Annotated in this window: 17 protein-coding genes; 7 read left to right on the top strand and 10 right to left on the bottom strand. The window is 66.1% G+C overall.

Annotated elements, in window-relative coordinates; all coding sequences use genetic code 11:
• Positions 1–3: 3 nt before the first annotated feature.
• Genes flgA through LZ585_RS02200 form a run of 7 tightly spaced genes read right to left on the bottom strand, consistent with a single transcriptional unit; the run spans position 4 to position 3278 of the window.
• Positions 4–417 (bottom strand): flagellar basal body P-ring formation chaperone FlgA, encoded by a 414-nt coding sequence (gene flgA, locus LZ585_RS02170; protein WP_234854823.1) that lies wholly within the window; start codon positions 415–417, stop codon positions 4–6.
• Positions 417–1202, bottom strand: a complete 786-nt coding sequence (gene flgG / locus LZ585_RS02175; RefSeq protein ID WP_234854824.1) for a flagellar basal-body rod protein FlgG — start codon at positions 1200–1202, stop codon at positions 417–419. Before flgG ends, flgA begins: the two co-directional genes overlap by 1 nt.
• An 11-nt stretch (positions 1203–1213) precedes the next feature.
• A complete protein-coding gene (locus LZ585_RS02180) occupies positions 1214–1930 on the bottom strand; it encodes a flagellar hook-basal body complex protein (RefSeq protein ID WP_234854825.1) in 717 nt (238 codons plus the stop codon).
• 3 nt (positions 1931–1933) lie between these two features.
• Positions 1934–2200 carry a flagellar biosynthetic protein FliQ gene (locus LZ585_RS02185; RefSeq protein ID WP_234854826.1) on the bottom strand — a complete coding sequence of 89 codons (267 nt, stop codon included), beginning with the start codon at positions 2198–2200 and terminating at the stop codon, positions 1934–1936.
• A 3-nt stretch (positions 2201–2203) separates the two neighbouring features.
• A complete protein-coding gene (gene fliE / locus LZ585_RS02190; RefSeq protein WP_234854827.1) occupies positions 2204–2488 on the bottom strand; it encodes a flagellar hook-basal body complex protein FliE in 285 nt (94 codons plus the stop codon).
• 11 nt (positions 2489–2499) lie between these two features.
• Entirely contained in the window at positions 2500–2892 is a 393-nt protein-coding gene (flgC, locus tag LZ585_RS02195; RefSeq protein ID WP_234855722.1) for a flagellar basal body rod protein FlgC, read from the bottom strand.
• On the bottom strand, positions 2892–3278 hold the full coding sequence (locus LZ585_RS02200; RefSeq protein ID WP_234854828.1) for a FlgB family protein: 387 nt from the start codon (positions 3276–3278) through the stop codon (positions 2892–2894). The genes flgC and LZ585_RS02200 overlap by 1 nt, the downstream gene beginning before the upstream one ends.
• 85 nt (positions 3279–3363) lie before the next feature.
• On the opposite strand from LZ585_RS02200, the gene LZ585_RS02205 reads away from it, so the two are divergent.
• Both LZ585_RS02205 and LZ585_RS02210 read left to right on the top strand, forming a co-directional pair.
• The gene (locus tag LZ585_RS02205; RefSeq protein WP_234854829.1) at positions 3364–4695 is read left to right on the top strand and encodes a FliI/YscN family ATPase; all 1332 of its coding nucleotides are present in this window, start codon (positions 3364–3366) and stop codon (positions 4693–4695) included.
• Between the two features lie 188 nt (positions 4696–4883).
• A complete protein-coding gene (locus LZ585_RS02210) occupies positions 4884–5534 on the top strand; it encodes a Crp/Fnr family transcriptional regulator (protein ID WP_234854830.1) in 651 nt (216 codons plus the stop codon).
• Here LZ585_RS02210 and LZ585_RS02215 read toward each other — a convergent pair whose 3' ends face one another.
• Together LZ585_RS02215 and LZ585_RS02220 are read right to left on the bottom strand one after the other, a co-directional pair.
• Positions 5535–6287, bottom strand: a complete 753-nt coding sequence (locus LZ585_RS02215; RefSeq protein WP_234854831.1) for an extensin-like domain-containing protein — start codon at positions 6285–6287, stop codon at positions 5535–5537. It lies immediately after the preceding gene.
• Complete coding sequence (locus tag LZ585_RS02220) at positions 6284–7567, bottom strand: L,D-transpeptidase family protein (RefSeq protein ID WP_234854832.1); 1284 nt, start codon at positions 7565–7567, stop codon at positions 6284–6286. Before LZ585_RS02220 ends, LZ585_RS02215 begins: the two co-directional genes overlap by 4 nt.
• Before the next feature lie 184 nt (positions 7568–7751).
• On the opposite strand from LZ585_RS02220, the gene LZ585_RS02225 reads away from it, so the two are divergent.
• The gene (locus LZ585_RS02225; protein ID WP_234854833.1) at positions 7752–9011 is read left to right on the top strand and encodes a TRAP transporter large permease subunit; all 1260 of its coding nucleotides are present in this window, start codon (positions 7752–7754) and stop codon (positions 9009–9011) included.
• Here LZ585_RS02225 and LZ585_RS02230 read toward each other — a convergent pair.
• Positions 9008–9763 (bottom strand): GntR family transcriptional regulator, encoded by a 756-nt coding sequence (locus LZ585_RS02230; protein ID WP_234854834.1) that lies wholly within the window; start codon positions 9761–9763, stop codon positions 9008–9010. The two genes, LZ585_RS02225 and LZ585_RS02230, sit on opposite strands and share 4 nt — an antisense overlap.
• A gap of 163 nt (positions 9764–9926) precedes the next feature.
• On the opposite strand from LZ585_RS02230, the gene LZ585_RS02235 reads away from it, so the two are divergent.
• The 4 genes from LZ585_RS02235 to LZ585_RS02250 are packed head-to-tail and all read left to right on the top strand — an operon-like array spanning position 9927 to position 13973.
• Positions 9927–11129, top strand: coding sequence for an MFS transporter (locus LZ585_RS02235; RefSeq protein ID WP_234854835.1), 1203 nt, complete (start codon positions 9927–9929; stop codon positions 11127–11129).
• Between the two features lie 7 nt (positions 11130–11136).
• A complete protein-coding gene (locus tag LZ585_RS02240; RefSeq protein ID WP_234854836.1) occupies positions 11137–12840 on the top strand; it encodes a glycosyl transferase family 90 in 1704 nt (567 codons plus the stop codon).
• A 24-nt stretch (positions 12841–12864) separates the two neighbouring features.
• A complete protein-coding gene (locus tag LZ585_RS02245; protein WP_234854837.1) occupies positions 12865–13344 on the top strand; it encodes an ureidoglycolate lyase in 480 nt (159 codons plus the stop codon).
• Positions 13341–13973 carry a ribonuclease HII gene (locus LZ585_RS02250; RefSeq protein ID WP_234854838.1) on the top strand — a complete coding sequence of 211 codons (633 nt, stop codon included), beginning with the start codon at positions 13341–13343 and terminating at the stop codon, positions 13971–13973. Before LZ585_RS02245 ends, LZ585_RS02250 begins: the two co-directional genes overlap by 4 nt.
• Positions 13974–14030: the final 57 nt, after the last annotated feature.

Consider the following 14030-nt stretch of genomic DNA (forward strand, 5'->3'; position numbering starts at 1 on the left):
GGTCTATTTCATGGCCAGAAGGCTGCCGTCCGGCTGGACGACGGCGCTGATCGTGGCGCGGGATTCGAGGTTCATGACGCGGATCACATCGCCTGCCGCACCATCGGACAGGGTCCGCGCCTCGGTCACGATGCGCAGGGCGCCCCGCTGGAAGACCAGAGGGTGGATCTGGTTGCGGGCGATCAGCCGGGGCGCTTGCAGCAGGGATGCTTGCAGCGGGCGGCCTTCGTGGATCGTGATGCGGGTTTGCAGCCCGATCGCCTCGGACGGATCGGACAGGCCGGGGCGGTCGCCATCGATAGCGCGCAGGTCGGCCGCGGTGATGACTGTCCCCGCAGGAAGGGTCCGTGCGGCGGCCAGCACCGCCGCGGTGGCGGGCAGGGGGGCAAGCGCCAGAAGAAGCACGAGCCACCGCATCAGCGCACCTGCGTGGTGGCCGCCAGCATCTGGTCGGCAGCGGTGATGACCTTGGCGTTCAGTTCGTATCCGCGCTGCGCCTTGATCAGTTCGGTGATCTCTCGCACCGAATCGACCGAGCTGTCTTCCAGATATCCCTGGCGCAGCGTGCCAAGGCCGTCCACGCCGGGCGTCGTCACCTGCGGGGTGCCAGACGCGCCGGTTTCCAGGAACAGGTTGGACCCGATCGCCTCCAGCCCCTTTTCGTTGGAAAAGCCCGCCAGGGTCAGCTGGCCCAACATCTCGGGTTCGACCTGGTCGGTGAAATAGGCGTAAACCTCTCCGGCGGCGTTGATGGAAATCGTGCGCGCGTCGTCCGGGATGGTAATGCCAGGGACGACCGGATAGCCGTCCGAGGTCACGATCAGCCCGTCGGGGGACCGTTTCAGTCCACCATCGCGTGTATAGGCCGAGATACCGGACGGCAGCGTCACCTCGAGATAACCCTCGCCGTCGATGGCCATGTCCAGGTCGCCCCCGGTCTGGGTCAGCGCGCCTTGTTGCAGGTTGATGCTGACCGCCGTGGGCCGCACCCCCAGGCCCAGTTGGACGCCTGCCGGAATGACCGTGCCGTCCGCTGCCGTGACCGTGCCGGGGCGCGTGGCCTGCTGGTAATGCAGATCTGCGAATTCGGCACGCCGGGCGTTGTAGCCGGTGGTGGACATATTGGCGAGGTTGTTGGAAATGACCTCGACCCGGGTTTGCTGCGCGCTCATGCCGGTGGCGGCGATTTGCAGGGCTCTCATCGGTGGTCCTTTCAGCGTGTCATGCCGGTGATCGCGCTGCGGATGCGCTGATCTTCGCGGTCAAGGAAGGATTGGCCCAGTTCGTAGGCACGCTGGACCTCGATCATGCGGGTAATCTCGAAGACGGAATCGACGTTGGATTCTTCCAGGAAACCCTGGCGGATGCGGGCGTCATCCACCGGCTCGGGCGGGCTGTCGGTGGTGAAGGCTGTGCCGCCCTGATGGGTCAGTTGCGCGTCATCGGGTGCATTGAAGACGCCGATCTTGCCAAAGACCACCCCATTCGCCGACAGGGTGCCGTCAGCGCCGATTGCCACGCCACTGGCGCCCGCGGGAACGATGATCGGCGCCATGCCCTCGTCCAGCAGGCGAAATCCCTCGGCGGTCATCACCTCGCCCTCGGCAGAGGGCAGAAAGGCGCCAGCGCGGGTCAGGCGGGTGCCATCAGCGGTTTCGACAAGGAAAAATCCTTCGCCCTCGATTGCCAGGTCGAAGTTGCCGTTGGTCTGGGTCAGCACGCCCTGGTCCAGATCCAGCGTCCGGCCGCGCGCATGGGCCATCGACAGCGTGTCGCCGTTGCGGTCGAGTGCCGACAGGTGTTCGGCAAAGATCACCCCTTCGCGGCGAAAGCCGGTGGTGTTGGCGTTGGCGATGTTGTTGGCCACCACCCGCATTTCGGCCATCAGCCCGGCCTGGCGGGTCAGGCTTGCATAGATCGCATTGTCCATGGGTCAGCTTCCCGCGATCAGGGGGATGATCTGCCCAAGGTAGAAATCGGACAGCGCGGTGGTCATGAAGCTCATCGTGACCCAGAAGACGGCCAGCATCAGCCCGACCTTGGGCACAAAGGTCAGCGTCATTTCCTGGACCGAGGTCAGCGCCTGGAACAGCCCGATCACGACGCCCGCGATCAGCGCGACCGCCAGCATCGGGGCGGAAATGCGGACCGAGATCAGCAAGGCCTGTCGCAGCATATCGAACAGCAGCGTTTCATCCATGGGTCACACCGGCATCCGCAGGATTTCCTGATAAGCCTCGACCACCTTGTCGCGGATGGCGACCACGGTCTCCATGGCCATCTCGGCCTCGGCCAGGGTCTGGACCAGGCGGTGGGTTTCGACCTGTCCGGTCATGGCGCCGGTCGCCACCTGATCGACCTTTCCCATCTGGGCGGCGAAATCCTGGGCGGCGTTGGACAGCGCCTGAACGGCGGGACCGGGCTGACCCGGCGCGACTGCGGTGCGGGCGGCGGAATAGGCAGTGGCTGCATTCAAACTGGTGAACATGGGCGACCTTTCTAGCGGCGCAGAAGTTCCAGAAGCGACGCACCCATCTGGCGCGTCTGCTCGAACATTTTCAGGTTGGCTTCATAGCTGCGGCCCGCCTCGCGCGAATCCGCGATCTCGATCACCAGATCGACGTTGGAGCCGAGGTAATAGCCGTCCTTGTCGGCCAGGGGATGCGAGGGATCGTAAAGGCGCGGCAGTTCCTTTTGATCCAGCCGCAGCCGCGATGCCGAAACCTCTCCGGTGGGACGGCCGAAGCGGGTGGCTTCCTCGAAGGTGACCAGCTTGCGGCGATAGCCGGGCGTGTCGGTGTTGGCGATGTTCTCGGCCGTGTGGCGCAGGCGTTCGCTTTGCGCGCGCATCCCGGAGGCGGCCAGGTGCAGGGCGGAAACGGGACGGTCCATCATGCCCTCCGTCCGATGCTGGTGCGCATCAGATCAAGCGCCGAGCTGTAGATGCCCAGCGACAGGTCGTGGCCGCGCTTGACCTCGGCCGCCTTCAGCATCTCCTCCTCCAACGAGACAGAATTGCCGTTGGGCGAGGCGCCAGTTTCGTCTGCGGTCTGGCGCGTCAAGGGCGACCAGTCCGGCGTGGCCAGGTGGCGCGGATCGGTGGTCCGCATCGGCGTCAGGTCCGCCCTGCGATAGCTGTCGGCAAAGGACGCCGTGTCGGCGGCCTTGAAGCCGGGGGTGTCGGCATTGGCGATGTTGCGGGTGACCACAAGATGCCGCTGGCTGGCATGGGCGCCCAGGGCACGGGCCATGCGCATCATTTCGATCTTTTCAAACATGAGGCTTCTCCTCATTGGCGATAACCCGGTCTTAACCGTGATTCGTTTAGAAACCGTTTGCGGCTTGGAAAAAACGGAGGCGGAGATGGATCAGTTGGCGTCAGTTGCGGCGCGGATCGCGGACTTGCGCATGACGCGGCATTTTGGCCGGGTGCATTCGATGCAGGCCGGGCTGATCCGGGTCGAAGGGTTGAACAGCCATGCCTCGGTCGGCGACAGGGTTCTGATTTTCCTCCAGAAAGGTCAGGTTTCGGGGGAAATCGTGGGGCTTGCCCCGCGCCATGCGGATGTGCTGCCCGAAGGGGATGCCGAAGGGCTGTCCGTGGGTGCCGGGGTTGAGCTTTTGTTCGCGCCGACCATCGCCCCCTGCAACGCCTGGGTGGGCCGAATCATCGACCCGCTGGGTCAGCCGCTGGACGGGCGCCCCCTGCCGCAAGGGCGCGAACCCCGTCCTTATCGCCGCGAAGCCCCGCCCGCCGTGCGGCGCAAGCGGCTGGGGATGCGCCTTCCCACCGGCTTTGCGGTCTTCGACACGCTGCTGCCGCTGGTCACGGGCCAGCGGATCGGGCTGTTCGCGGGATCGGGGGTGGGAAAGTCCACACTGTTGTCCGGCCTTGCCAAGGGCGTGCAGGCCGATGTCGTGGTTATCGCCATGATCGGCGAACGGGGCCGGGAACTGCGCGAATTCGTCGAAAAGACCCTGGGACCCGAAGGCATGGCACGGGCGGTGATCGTGGCCGCGACATCCGACCGCTCTCCCTTGATCCGGCGGCGCTGCGCCTGGGCGGCCATGGCCGTGGCCGAGCATTTCCGCGACGAGGGCCACCATGTCCTGTTCCTGGCCGATTCGATCACCCGTTTCGCCGAAGCGCATCGAGAGATCGCCCTGGCCGCGGGCGAGCCGCCCAGCTATCGCGGCTTTCCGCCGTCGGTTTCGAACCTGATCATGGCGCTTGCCGAACGATCCGGCCCGGGCTTGGAGGGGACGGGCGACATCACCGGCATCTTCAGCGTGCTGGTCGCGGGATCGGATATGGAGGAGCCGGTTGCAGACATCCTGCGCGGCACGCTGGACGGCCATGTGGTCCTGGATCGCACCATTGCCGAACGCGGGCGCTTTCCGGCCATTGATGTGGTAAGATCGGTATCGCGGTCCTTGCCCGATGCCGCCACCGCGGACGAAAACAGGATGATCGGCAAGGCCCGGGCGGCTTTGGGCGCCTATGCGGAATCGGAATTGATGATCCGCGCGGGCCTTTATGCGCCGGGGGCCGATCCGCGCCTGGACGAGGCGGTGAAGCTGTTTCCGCAGCTGGATGATCTGGTGACGGTCAAGACACCGGGCATCGCCGAAAGCTTTGCCGCCCTTGGCACGGCCTTGCGGATCCCGGCGCAGGGGCGGCAGGCGCGGGGTTGAAACCCAGAGCCAAGGATCTGTGTTGGCTTGATGAAGGTTAGCGGGGCTTGCGGTCGACTGCGAAAGTCGAGGCGGTTGCACACAGCAGAACGAAAAGGGCAACGGAATTGGCGATCACCGAGTATTTTGTCCGCTATCTTCAACGGCGCGACCAGCTGAGCGCAAGAGACCTGGAACGTTTGCGTTCGTTGAAGATCGAACATGCCAGCTATGCCCCGGGCGAAGTGATCGTTCCCGTTGGCAGCAGTCCCAATCGCAGTTGCATGATGCTGCGCGGATTGTCGGCCCGGTCCCACCCTCTTGTCGGGCGACCCGAGGATCGCGTCATCACGGCCTTGCACGTTCCAGGGGATTTCGTTGACCTTCATGCCTTTCTTATGGCGAAACTGGACCATTCCATCATTGCGGTAGGCCCGACCGAGGTCGAATTCGTCAATCACGAAGAACTTACTGAAATATCACAGAACTTTCCCCATCTGACCCGGCTGTTGTGGATGACGACGGTGATCGATTCCGCCATCCACCGGCAATGGCTGGTCGCGGCGGCATCGCTGCGGTCCAGCGCGCATCTTGCCCACTTTCTGTGCGAGATTTACACGCGGTTGAACGCCGTAGGGGTCGCGTCGGAACACCAGTTTCACCTGCCGCTGCTGCAACGCGAATTGGCCGATATCCTGGGCTATTCGCCCATCCATGTGAACCGTGCCGTCCGCGACCTGCGCGATCGCGGGTTGATCCGCTGGCTGGGCGCGGACATCACGATCACCGATTGGAAGGGCTTGGCGCTGTTGGCGCGGTTCGATCCGGCCTATCTGGACCTGGAACGCACCCAGCGGTGATCACTGGCACAGCCGCCAGCCTCCGCGTCGGACCGCCACGTCCAGATGCAGGTGGTCGTCATGGGCGTCGTTGGATCCCGGACCCAGCACCGTGCTGAAGAACAGGCATCCGGCGGCGCGCACGGTTCGCTGGAACGCCTCGGCCAGATCGCCGGTGTCGGTGCGGGGCTGGACGATCAGCGGGTCCGCGCCGTCAAAGACAAAGGCCGCGATGTCGATGGCATTGCCAAGCGCGTGTTCCGACAGCTTTGGCTGCTCTGCCCCGGTGCCTAGGCGCGGGCGACAGTCATAGGCGGTGCCAAGCTGCAGGCCCGTGACACGAGGCGCGCCGGGCAGCATCGCCGCAGCCGGGCGCAGGAAGTCGCGCGCCCAGAAGCCAAGCGCCCGGGCCGTATCGCAGCGCATCACCGCATCGCCCTCTAGCGTCAGGTCGGGCAGGATGCGCTCGACCCGGACCGGGCGGGCGATGCCGCAATCGGGATCGTCGGGGTCGGTGATCGACGGCTCCTCGGTATAAACCGTGCCCAGGAGGGACAGCGCCAGCTTGCACGCGGCATGATCCTCGTCCGTTTCCCGCAGGCTGAACCAGCGGGGCGGGGCAGGGGGGCCAAAAACGGCCCCCGGATCCGGCTGGGCCTGCGGGACCGGCTGGGGCTGTGCCGGCGCGGGGCGTTCGGGTGGGCGGTCCTGCGCGGCGGCGGGCGCTGTCTGGCACAAGGCCAAGGCGCACAGGATTGCGCCCCACCGGGTCACGGTTGTTCGTCCACGGGCGCAGTCACGAACCCGTCGGGCAGGGCGCCCGTCAGCGCATCGGTCAGCGAATCCCCGGCAGGGGCCAACGCCTCGGCGTCTTCCTCCGAGGTGTTTTCATAAACCGGCTCGGACGGGGTGCGCTTGGCGGCCAGCGGATCGGCGTAATCCAGCGGCGCGGCCGGGGTTGTCTGGGCGGGTTCGGCCACTGCCTCGACCGGTGCCGCAGGCTCCGTCGCCGGGGTGGCAGTCGCCCCCGTGGCATCGGCAATGGTCATGCCCTGGGGCAGGAATTGAACCGTCGTGGTTTCGGCCGCAACCATGCGGGCCAGTTCCTCGGCGTCCCAATTGGTCAGGCGGACGCATCCCATGGACTGGTTACGGAACAGGGTCGAGGGCGTGGGCGTGCCGTGGATCCCATAGGTCGGCTTGGACAGCCCGATCCAGACCGTGCCAACCGGCCCGTTCGGCCCCGGCGGAACCACCAAGGGCTTGTCGTTGTCGCCCTGCTGGAAGTTCTTTTGCGGATTATAGGTATAGTTCGGATTCAGCGCGACCGTTTTCACACGGTGCTCGCCAGAAGGCGAGGGCGTGGCCGACGATCCGATCGTTGCCGGGTAATCGACCAGCAGCTTGCCATTCGCATCGAATCCCGCCACCCGCCGCGTGTTCACATCGACCAGGATCCGCGCGACGCTGCCGCGCATCCGGCTGCCGGTATCGACCACCTTGATCGTGGCCCCCGCCACCAGATCCGTGCCGGGATTCAGAAAGGCAATGAACTTTTCATCCATATGGAACCGCTCGCCCAGGCGTTCGGCGACACTGGTATGGGCCATGGCGGTCATCTGCGCCTTTTCGGCATAGTCGGTGGGGATTGCATCGACCAGGCCCTGCGCGTCCTCGGCCGTGATCGTGTAATCCTTGGTTGCGGGCTGGGCTGCGAAAGATTGCAGCAGGTTCCAGACATGCGGGTCCATCACCCCGTCGATGGGCAGGCCCGACCGGCGTTCGAATGCCATGATCGCGCTCTGGCTCATGCCGCCCTTGAAGCCGTCGATGACGCCGGGCGAGATCCCCGACCGGTCCAGCAGCACCTGAACCTTGGTCGTCAGCGCCGACCGTCCCGAGGGCAGGTCACCGCCATCATAGGCCGCCGCCTCGATCTCGGCTGCCGTGAAGGGCAGATCCGTCTGGGCCGCCACAGGCAGGGCCATCAGTGCGGCGATAACCAAGGCAAGCGGGATTCGGCCAAGGGGGATCCGGGGGGTGAATCGCGACATCAAATTCTCCGTCGGGGTGGGCGCAGCATTCAGTGTCTTGCGCGGATTTGCCAGATAGACCGCCAGTCACATTTCGGTCAATTCCAGTTTGAGTTTGCCGCGACCTCGCACTAGCCTGCCGTTGCGACAACGGATCCGGGGAAACGGTGATACAGCACGGACCGGCGGGCAGGACAGTTCGACCATGGACATGACCGGGTTTGCCGCCATTGCCGCAGCCATTGCCCTGCTGGCCCTGCGGATGCCCGTGGCGCTGGCGCTGATGCTGGCGGGCGGGACAGGGCTGGCACTTGTGGGGGCGGGGGACCAAGCCTGGACCCAGCTGGACGCGCTGCTGCGGGCGCCCGATCTGCTGGCGGTGCCGCTGGTCCTGTTGCTGGGCAACCTGGCCTTCTATGCGGGCTTTGCAACGCGGGTCCATGATGCGGCGGCGGTGCTGTTGCAGAACAGGCGCGGCGGGCTTGCCGGCGCCGCGATCCTGGGCTGCGCGGGCTTTGCCGCGACCTGCGGGTCATCGGTGGCTTGCGCCGCCACCATGTCGCGCATTGCCATCCCCGAGATGCTGCGTGCGGGCTATGATCCGCGGCTGGCCGGTGCCTCGGTTGCAATAGGCAGCACGCTGGGGGCGCTGCTGGCGCCGTCGATGCTGCTGATCCTGTGGGCGCTGCTGACAGGCACGCCGGTTGCGGCGGTGTTCCTGGCGGCCCTGCTGCCTGCGGCCCTGTCCCTGGCAGGGATGATTGCCGTGCTTTCGTGGTGGACCCGGCACGATCCCCAGGCCGCGCCCCCGTCGCAATCCTTGCTGCCGCCGCGCGAGGCGGCGCTGCGGGCGATCTGGCCCGCGCCGGTGGTGTTCGGGATCATCCTTGGTGGCATCTGGTCGGGGGCCATGTCGCTGGTGGTGGCCCTGGGGATTTGCGTGGCCCTGACACTGGCCGTTACCATTCTCCAGCATCGCCTGACGCTTGAAACGCTTTGGTCAGCCCTTCGCGGCAGCCTGGCGCAGGCGGCGATGATCCTGTTGGTGCTGGTCGCCGCACGCCTGTTCCTGACGTTTCTGGACATGACCGGCCTGCCCGCGATGCTGGCCCAAGGTGCCGCCGCCCTGCCGCGCCTGGCGACGATCCTGTTGCTGGGCCTGGCCTGCGCCGCACTGGGTCTGTTGGCCGAACCGGTGGCGATCCTGGTCCTGACCCTGCCCTTTGCCTTGGCCATCGGCACCGCCTATGGCCAGGAGCCGGTCTGGTCCGGCATCCTTCTGGTCAAGCTGGTCGAGATCGCGCTGATCCTGCCGCCCCTGGGCCTGAATGCGGTGGTTGTCGCCACGGCGGCCCGCGATATCCCGGCCCGCGCCGTCTTTGGGGGCCTGGGCCGGTTCCTTTTCCTGGACCTTCTGGTCGTCGCGGCCTTGGCACTGTTTCCGGGCCTGACCGGAGGGTTCTAATCCTCGGACACCAGCCGGTGCTGGGGAGGATAGAATTGGCGGGCAAAAGATACGGGCGTCGTATCGGACCAGTTCGTGCGTTCGATGGTCAACACCGCCGTGCCTTCGGGGATGTTCAGGTGATGGGCGCAATCGCCCCTGGCGGCATCCGCCAGGATCGAGAACCGCCCATGCGTCAGGGCAACCTGGCTGGCCAGCCACTCATGCGCGGATTGCTGTTCCACGTCCTGGCGTGTCAGCGGCGGCAGGATGGCGGGATTCAGCCAGATCGCCTCGCAGCAATGCGGGTGGCCGTCGGCGGTATAGGTGGCCTTGACCAGCACCAGTTCTTGGGACGCGGGCACCTGCAAGGCGCGGGCCGCAGCCTCGGTCGGGCGTTGGGTTGTGAAGCTGGCCAGGACATAGGAATAAGCCGCCCCCATGCCTTCGATCTCGGTGCGCACGGCGGGCATATCCAGGACCGTCCGCCGGGCCGAGGTCGCGGCGACGCGCGTGCCGACCTTGCGGCGGCGTTCGATGATGCCGCTGTCGGCCAGTTCCCGCAAGGCCCGGTTCACCGTGGCCCGCGCGCAACCCATGCTGTGGGCCAGCTCCTGTTCGGTCGGGATCAACTCGCCCGGCGGCCATTCCCGCGAGCGTATCCTGTCCAGAACGTCCGCGCGGACGGATTGCCAGGTATTCATGCGCCGTCCGCCGCCCGCCGCGCCCGATGCGCGCAGCGACCGGACGAGGTTGCCGGGAATCTTTGCCATTTTACAACTTTATAAACTCGAAACACATACCATCCCAATGTCGGGTCCAGGCGGCGCCAAGGGAAGCTGTCCAAATCGTCAGTGGGCGGGCTTCGGCCAAAGCCCGCTTGCACCTGTCCCCGCGGCTGCTATTGCATCATATGCAGGTAAGCGTGGGGGAACGATGCGCGCCGACATCCCGACATCCGGCCCGATGGCCGCAACCGGCACGGCCTGGGGCATCCTGACCGCAATCAGCCTGTGCCACATGATCAACGACGTGATGCAGTCGATGCTGGCGGCGATCTATCCGCTGCTTCAGGTCGAATTCTCGCTGACCTATGCGCAGATCGGGGTGATGACATTCGCCTTTCAGGTGACGGCATCGCTGTTGCAGCCGCTGATCGGAATGGCGACGGACAAGCATCCGCAACCGCGATCCTTGCCTTTCGGCATGGCCTCGACCTTTTGCGGGGTGCTGCTGCTGGCCTTCGCGCATCATTACACCATGCTGCTGGCGGGGGCGATGCTGATCGGGGTCGGGTCGGCGGTGTTTCATCCCGAAAGCTCGCGCGTGGCGCGGATGGCCTCGGGCGGGCGCTTCGGGACGGCGCAGTCGCTGTTCCAGATGGGCGGGAATTTCGGGCAGTCGCTTGGCCCCCTGCTGGCCGCCTTTATCGTCGTGCCGCTGGGCCGTCCGGCGGTGGCCTGGTTCGCGGTGGCCGCAGCCCTGGGCGGGGCCTTGCTGTGGCACGTCGGAACCTGGGCCGAGGGGCGCCGCCGCGCCGCCACCGCGCGGCCCGACACGGCGTTGCGATACCCCCGGAACCTGGTGATCCGCTCCATCGCCGTGCTGGCGGTGCTGACCTTTACCAAAAACATCTACACCGCCTCGATGAGCAGCTATTTCACCTTCTTCACCATCGAGAAATTCGGCCTTGGCACGCAGGGCGCGCAGATCATGCTGTTCCTGTTCCTGGGCGGCATGGCCGGGGGCGTGATCCTGGGCGGCATCGTCGGCGACCGGATCGGGCCGCTGCGGGTCATCTGGTTTTCCATCCTGGGCGTTCTGCCCTTTACGCTGCTGCTGCCCCATGTCGGGCTGGCCGCGACAGGGGTTCTGGCCGTCATCATCGGGCTGATCCTGGCGTCGGCCTTTCCGGCCATCGTGGTCTTTGCGCAGGAACTGGTGCCGGGCCGCACCGGCACCATTGCAGGGCTGTTCTTCGGCTTCAGCTTCGGCATGGGAGGCATTGCCGCCGCGGCCCTGGGCGTGCTGGCCGACGCGCGGGGGATCGAGACGGTGTTCTTCCTGTGTTCGTTCCTGCCGATCCTGGGGATTCTGACGATCTTCCTGCCTCGGCCGGGGCGGCTGATCGGCGGATGAATCCGCCATGACCCCGGGACCGCTGTTCTTCCACATCAGCCCCGACGGCTGTGCGGAGGCGCGACTGGCCCGATTGTTCCGCCGCAACGGGCATCGGGCGGTTTGCCACGACAAGGGGCAACTGGCCGAGGATATCCTGTTCGCCCGCGCAGCCAACGGCGACCCGCTGACGCCGTGGCGGGGCACGGTGCTGTTTTCCGGCCTGTATCGCGACACGCCGCATTGGCGCCCGCCGCTGGAGGCATGGCGGCAGTTCGGGTGGCTGGCCGGCCGCTTTCCCCAGGCGCGTTTCGTCCTGACCACCCGCCCGCCCGAGGATTGGATCCTCGACCGGCTGACCCGCGACAGGGGCGCGGCCGCACGCTGCCATGCCCTTCACTGGGGCTGCGACCCAGCCGACCTGCCCGACCTGTGGGAGGCTGACTGGCACGCCCACCTGGCCGCGGTCGATGCGTTCTTCGGTGGCGATCCCCGCCTGATCCGTGTGGACTTGGACCGTGATACGCCTGCCGATCTGGCGGCCAGGCTGGATCCGATCCTGCCGATGTCTGATCCGGGATCCCAAGAAGGGTGGTTTCCCGCCGCGAAAACCCTGCCCGACATGGAAGGGATGCTGGCCAAGCCCCCGCCGGAACCGGTGGATCCCGCCTATGTCGATGACGTGGCGGCATTTTGCCTGCGCGGCGTCGGACCTGGAACGGGCCAGGACGCCGGGCTTTCCGAATATTTTTCCATTTGGGACGGGGGCGGTATCGTGGCCGACCGGCATGGTGCGCAGCGGCGCATCAGGGTCCAGGACGGCATCGCCCTGTCCGCCCTGGGCCGCCATTTCAAGATCATCCGCGTTGAAGGCGTTATCAACGATGCCCTGCGCCTGAACCGCCCCATGCCGCTGCGCATCGACATGGAGGATTCGCGGTGGTTCGGATCCCCGCAGGGCGAGCCGCTGTCGGCCCCCACCTTGTGCCACAACCGCCGCCAGGGCGCACGGAATGCCGTGCTGTGGCCGCTGCCCGACCAGCACAGCATCGGCTTGCCGGGCTTTGACTCTGATGTCCCCCCGGACCCGATCCCGTGGGAGGACAAGCTGGACCAGATTGTCTGGCGAGGCATGATTTCCGGCAGCGAGATGCGCGACAGCGTCAAGCCCGGCCCGGCGTCCCACCTCGCCTTGCGCCAGCTTGCCGAGGCCGGGGACGATCCCGACAAACGCCGGGCGGCCTGGGACCGGCTGTGCGGCACGTCCCGGCTGGCCTTTGTGCGGCAATGGTTCGGGCATCCCGATTTCGACCTGGGCGTGGTCATGGCCTGGGGCTTTCGCCAGTTTGCAAGCGATCCGCTGCTGGCGCCTTTCTGCACCCCTCGCCAGGACCGCGCCTTCTTCCACCGCTTCCGCTATCAGCTGTGCCTGACGGGCTATGATCACGGATCGAACTTCATCGGGGCCATCGATGGGCAATCCGTCCTGTTGAAGGAGGAGGACAGGTGGGAAGTGTTCTATTCCAACCGCTTCCAGCCGTGGAAACACTATATCCCGCTGGAACGCTATGGCATCGACATCGCCGAAAAACTGGCTTGGGCGCGGGCAAATCCCAATGAATGCAAGGCCATGGCGACCGCAGCGCGGGCTGAGGCTGCGTTGCTCCGCAAGCCTGCCACCCGCCGCGCGATCATGGCGCGGATCCTCGACGGGCTGGCCGCGGCAGGATAAGGCACAGGGGCAGGGAGGACACCCATGACCACGATCCGCTTGGAACCCATCACCGCCGATGCCTTCGCCCCTTTTGGGGACGTGCTGGCCCCGCGCGTCACGCCCGACCGCATGATCAACGCCGGCCGCTGCGAACGCCACCACGCGCTTGCCACCGTGGAACGGGCAGGGGGCGAGGCGATCATCTCGATCTTTCGGTCCGATGCCGTCAGCCTGCCTTATGATTGCACCCTGCTGGAACGCCACCCCTTGGGCAGCCAGGCCTTCATGCCGCTTGGACCGGACGCCTGGTTGTCGGTGGTGGCCCCGGACGATGGCGGCAAGCCGGGGATGCCGCGCGCCTTCCTGGTGCCTGCGGGAACCGGCGTGAACCTGCGGGCCGGGGTCTGGCATGGGGTTCTGACGCCACTGGACAGGGCGGCGGATTTCCTGGTCGTGGATCGCGAGGGGGACGGCGTGAACCTTGAAGAAGTAACCATCGCCCCTGTAACCATCACCCCATGACTCTGCCCGACTTCAGCACCGAACTGGCCGCCCTGTCCCGTGGCGCCCGCCGCATCGCCGGCGTGGACGAGGTCGGGCGCGGCCCCCTGGCCGGGCCTGTCACCGCTGCCGCCGTGGTGCTGGACCCAGGCAACATCCCCGAGGGGCTGAACGATTCCAAGAAGCTGACCGCCAGACGGCGCGAGGCCCTGGCCGCATGGCTGGCGGACCATTGCGACCACTGCATCGTCCATGTCGGGGTCGAGGAGATCGACCGTCTCAACATCTATCACGCGGCCCATCTGGCAATGTGCAAGGCCGTCGCGGGGCTGAAAACCGCGCCCTGCCTGGCTCTGGTCGATGGTAACCGCGTCCCGCGCGACCTGTCCTGCCCGGGGCAGGCCATTGTCGCGGGGGATGCCCGCTGCGTGACCATCGCTGCGGCCTCCATCCTGGCCAAGGTGGCGCGCGACCGGCTTATGGTGGATTTGGCGCAACAATATCCCGGATACGGCTGGGAAGCCAATGCGGGCTATGCAACCCCTGCGCACAAACGGGCCCTGCTAGATTTGGGCGTTACCCCTTATCATAGGCGTTCGTTCGAGCCCGTCCACAACATCTTGTGTAAAGCCCTGGTGGCAAACCCTTGATTCAAAAAAGAAATTGACGCCGATTCGCGTCTGAATCATGTTAACGGGACAGCAGAC

The organism is Paracoccus everestensis (assembly GCF_021491915.1).
Taxonomy (GTDB): Bacteria; Pseudomonadota; Alphaproteobacteria; order Rhodobacterales; family Rhodobacteraceae; genus Paracoccus; species Paracoccus everestensis.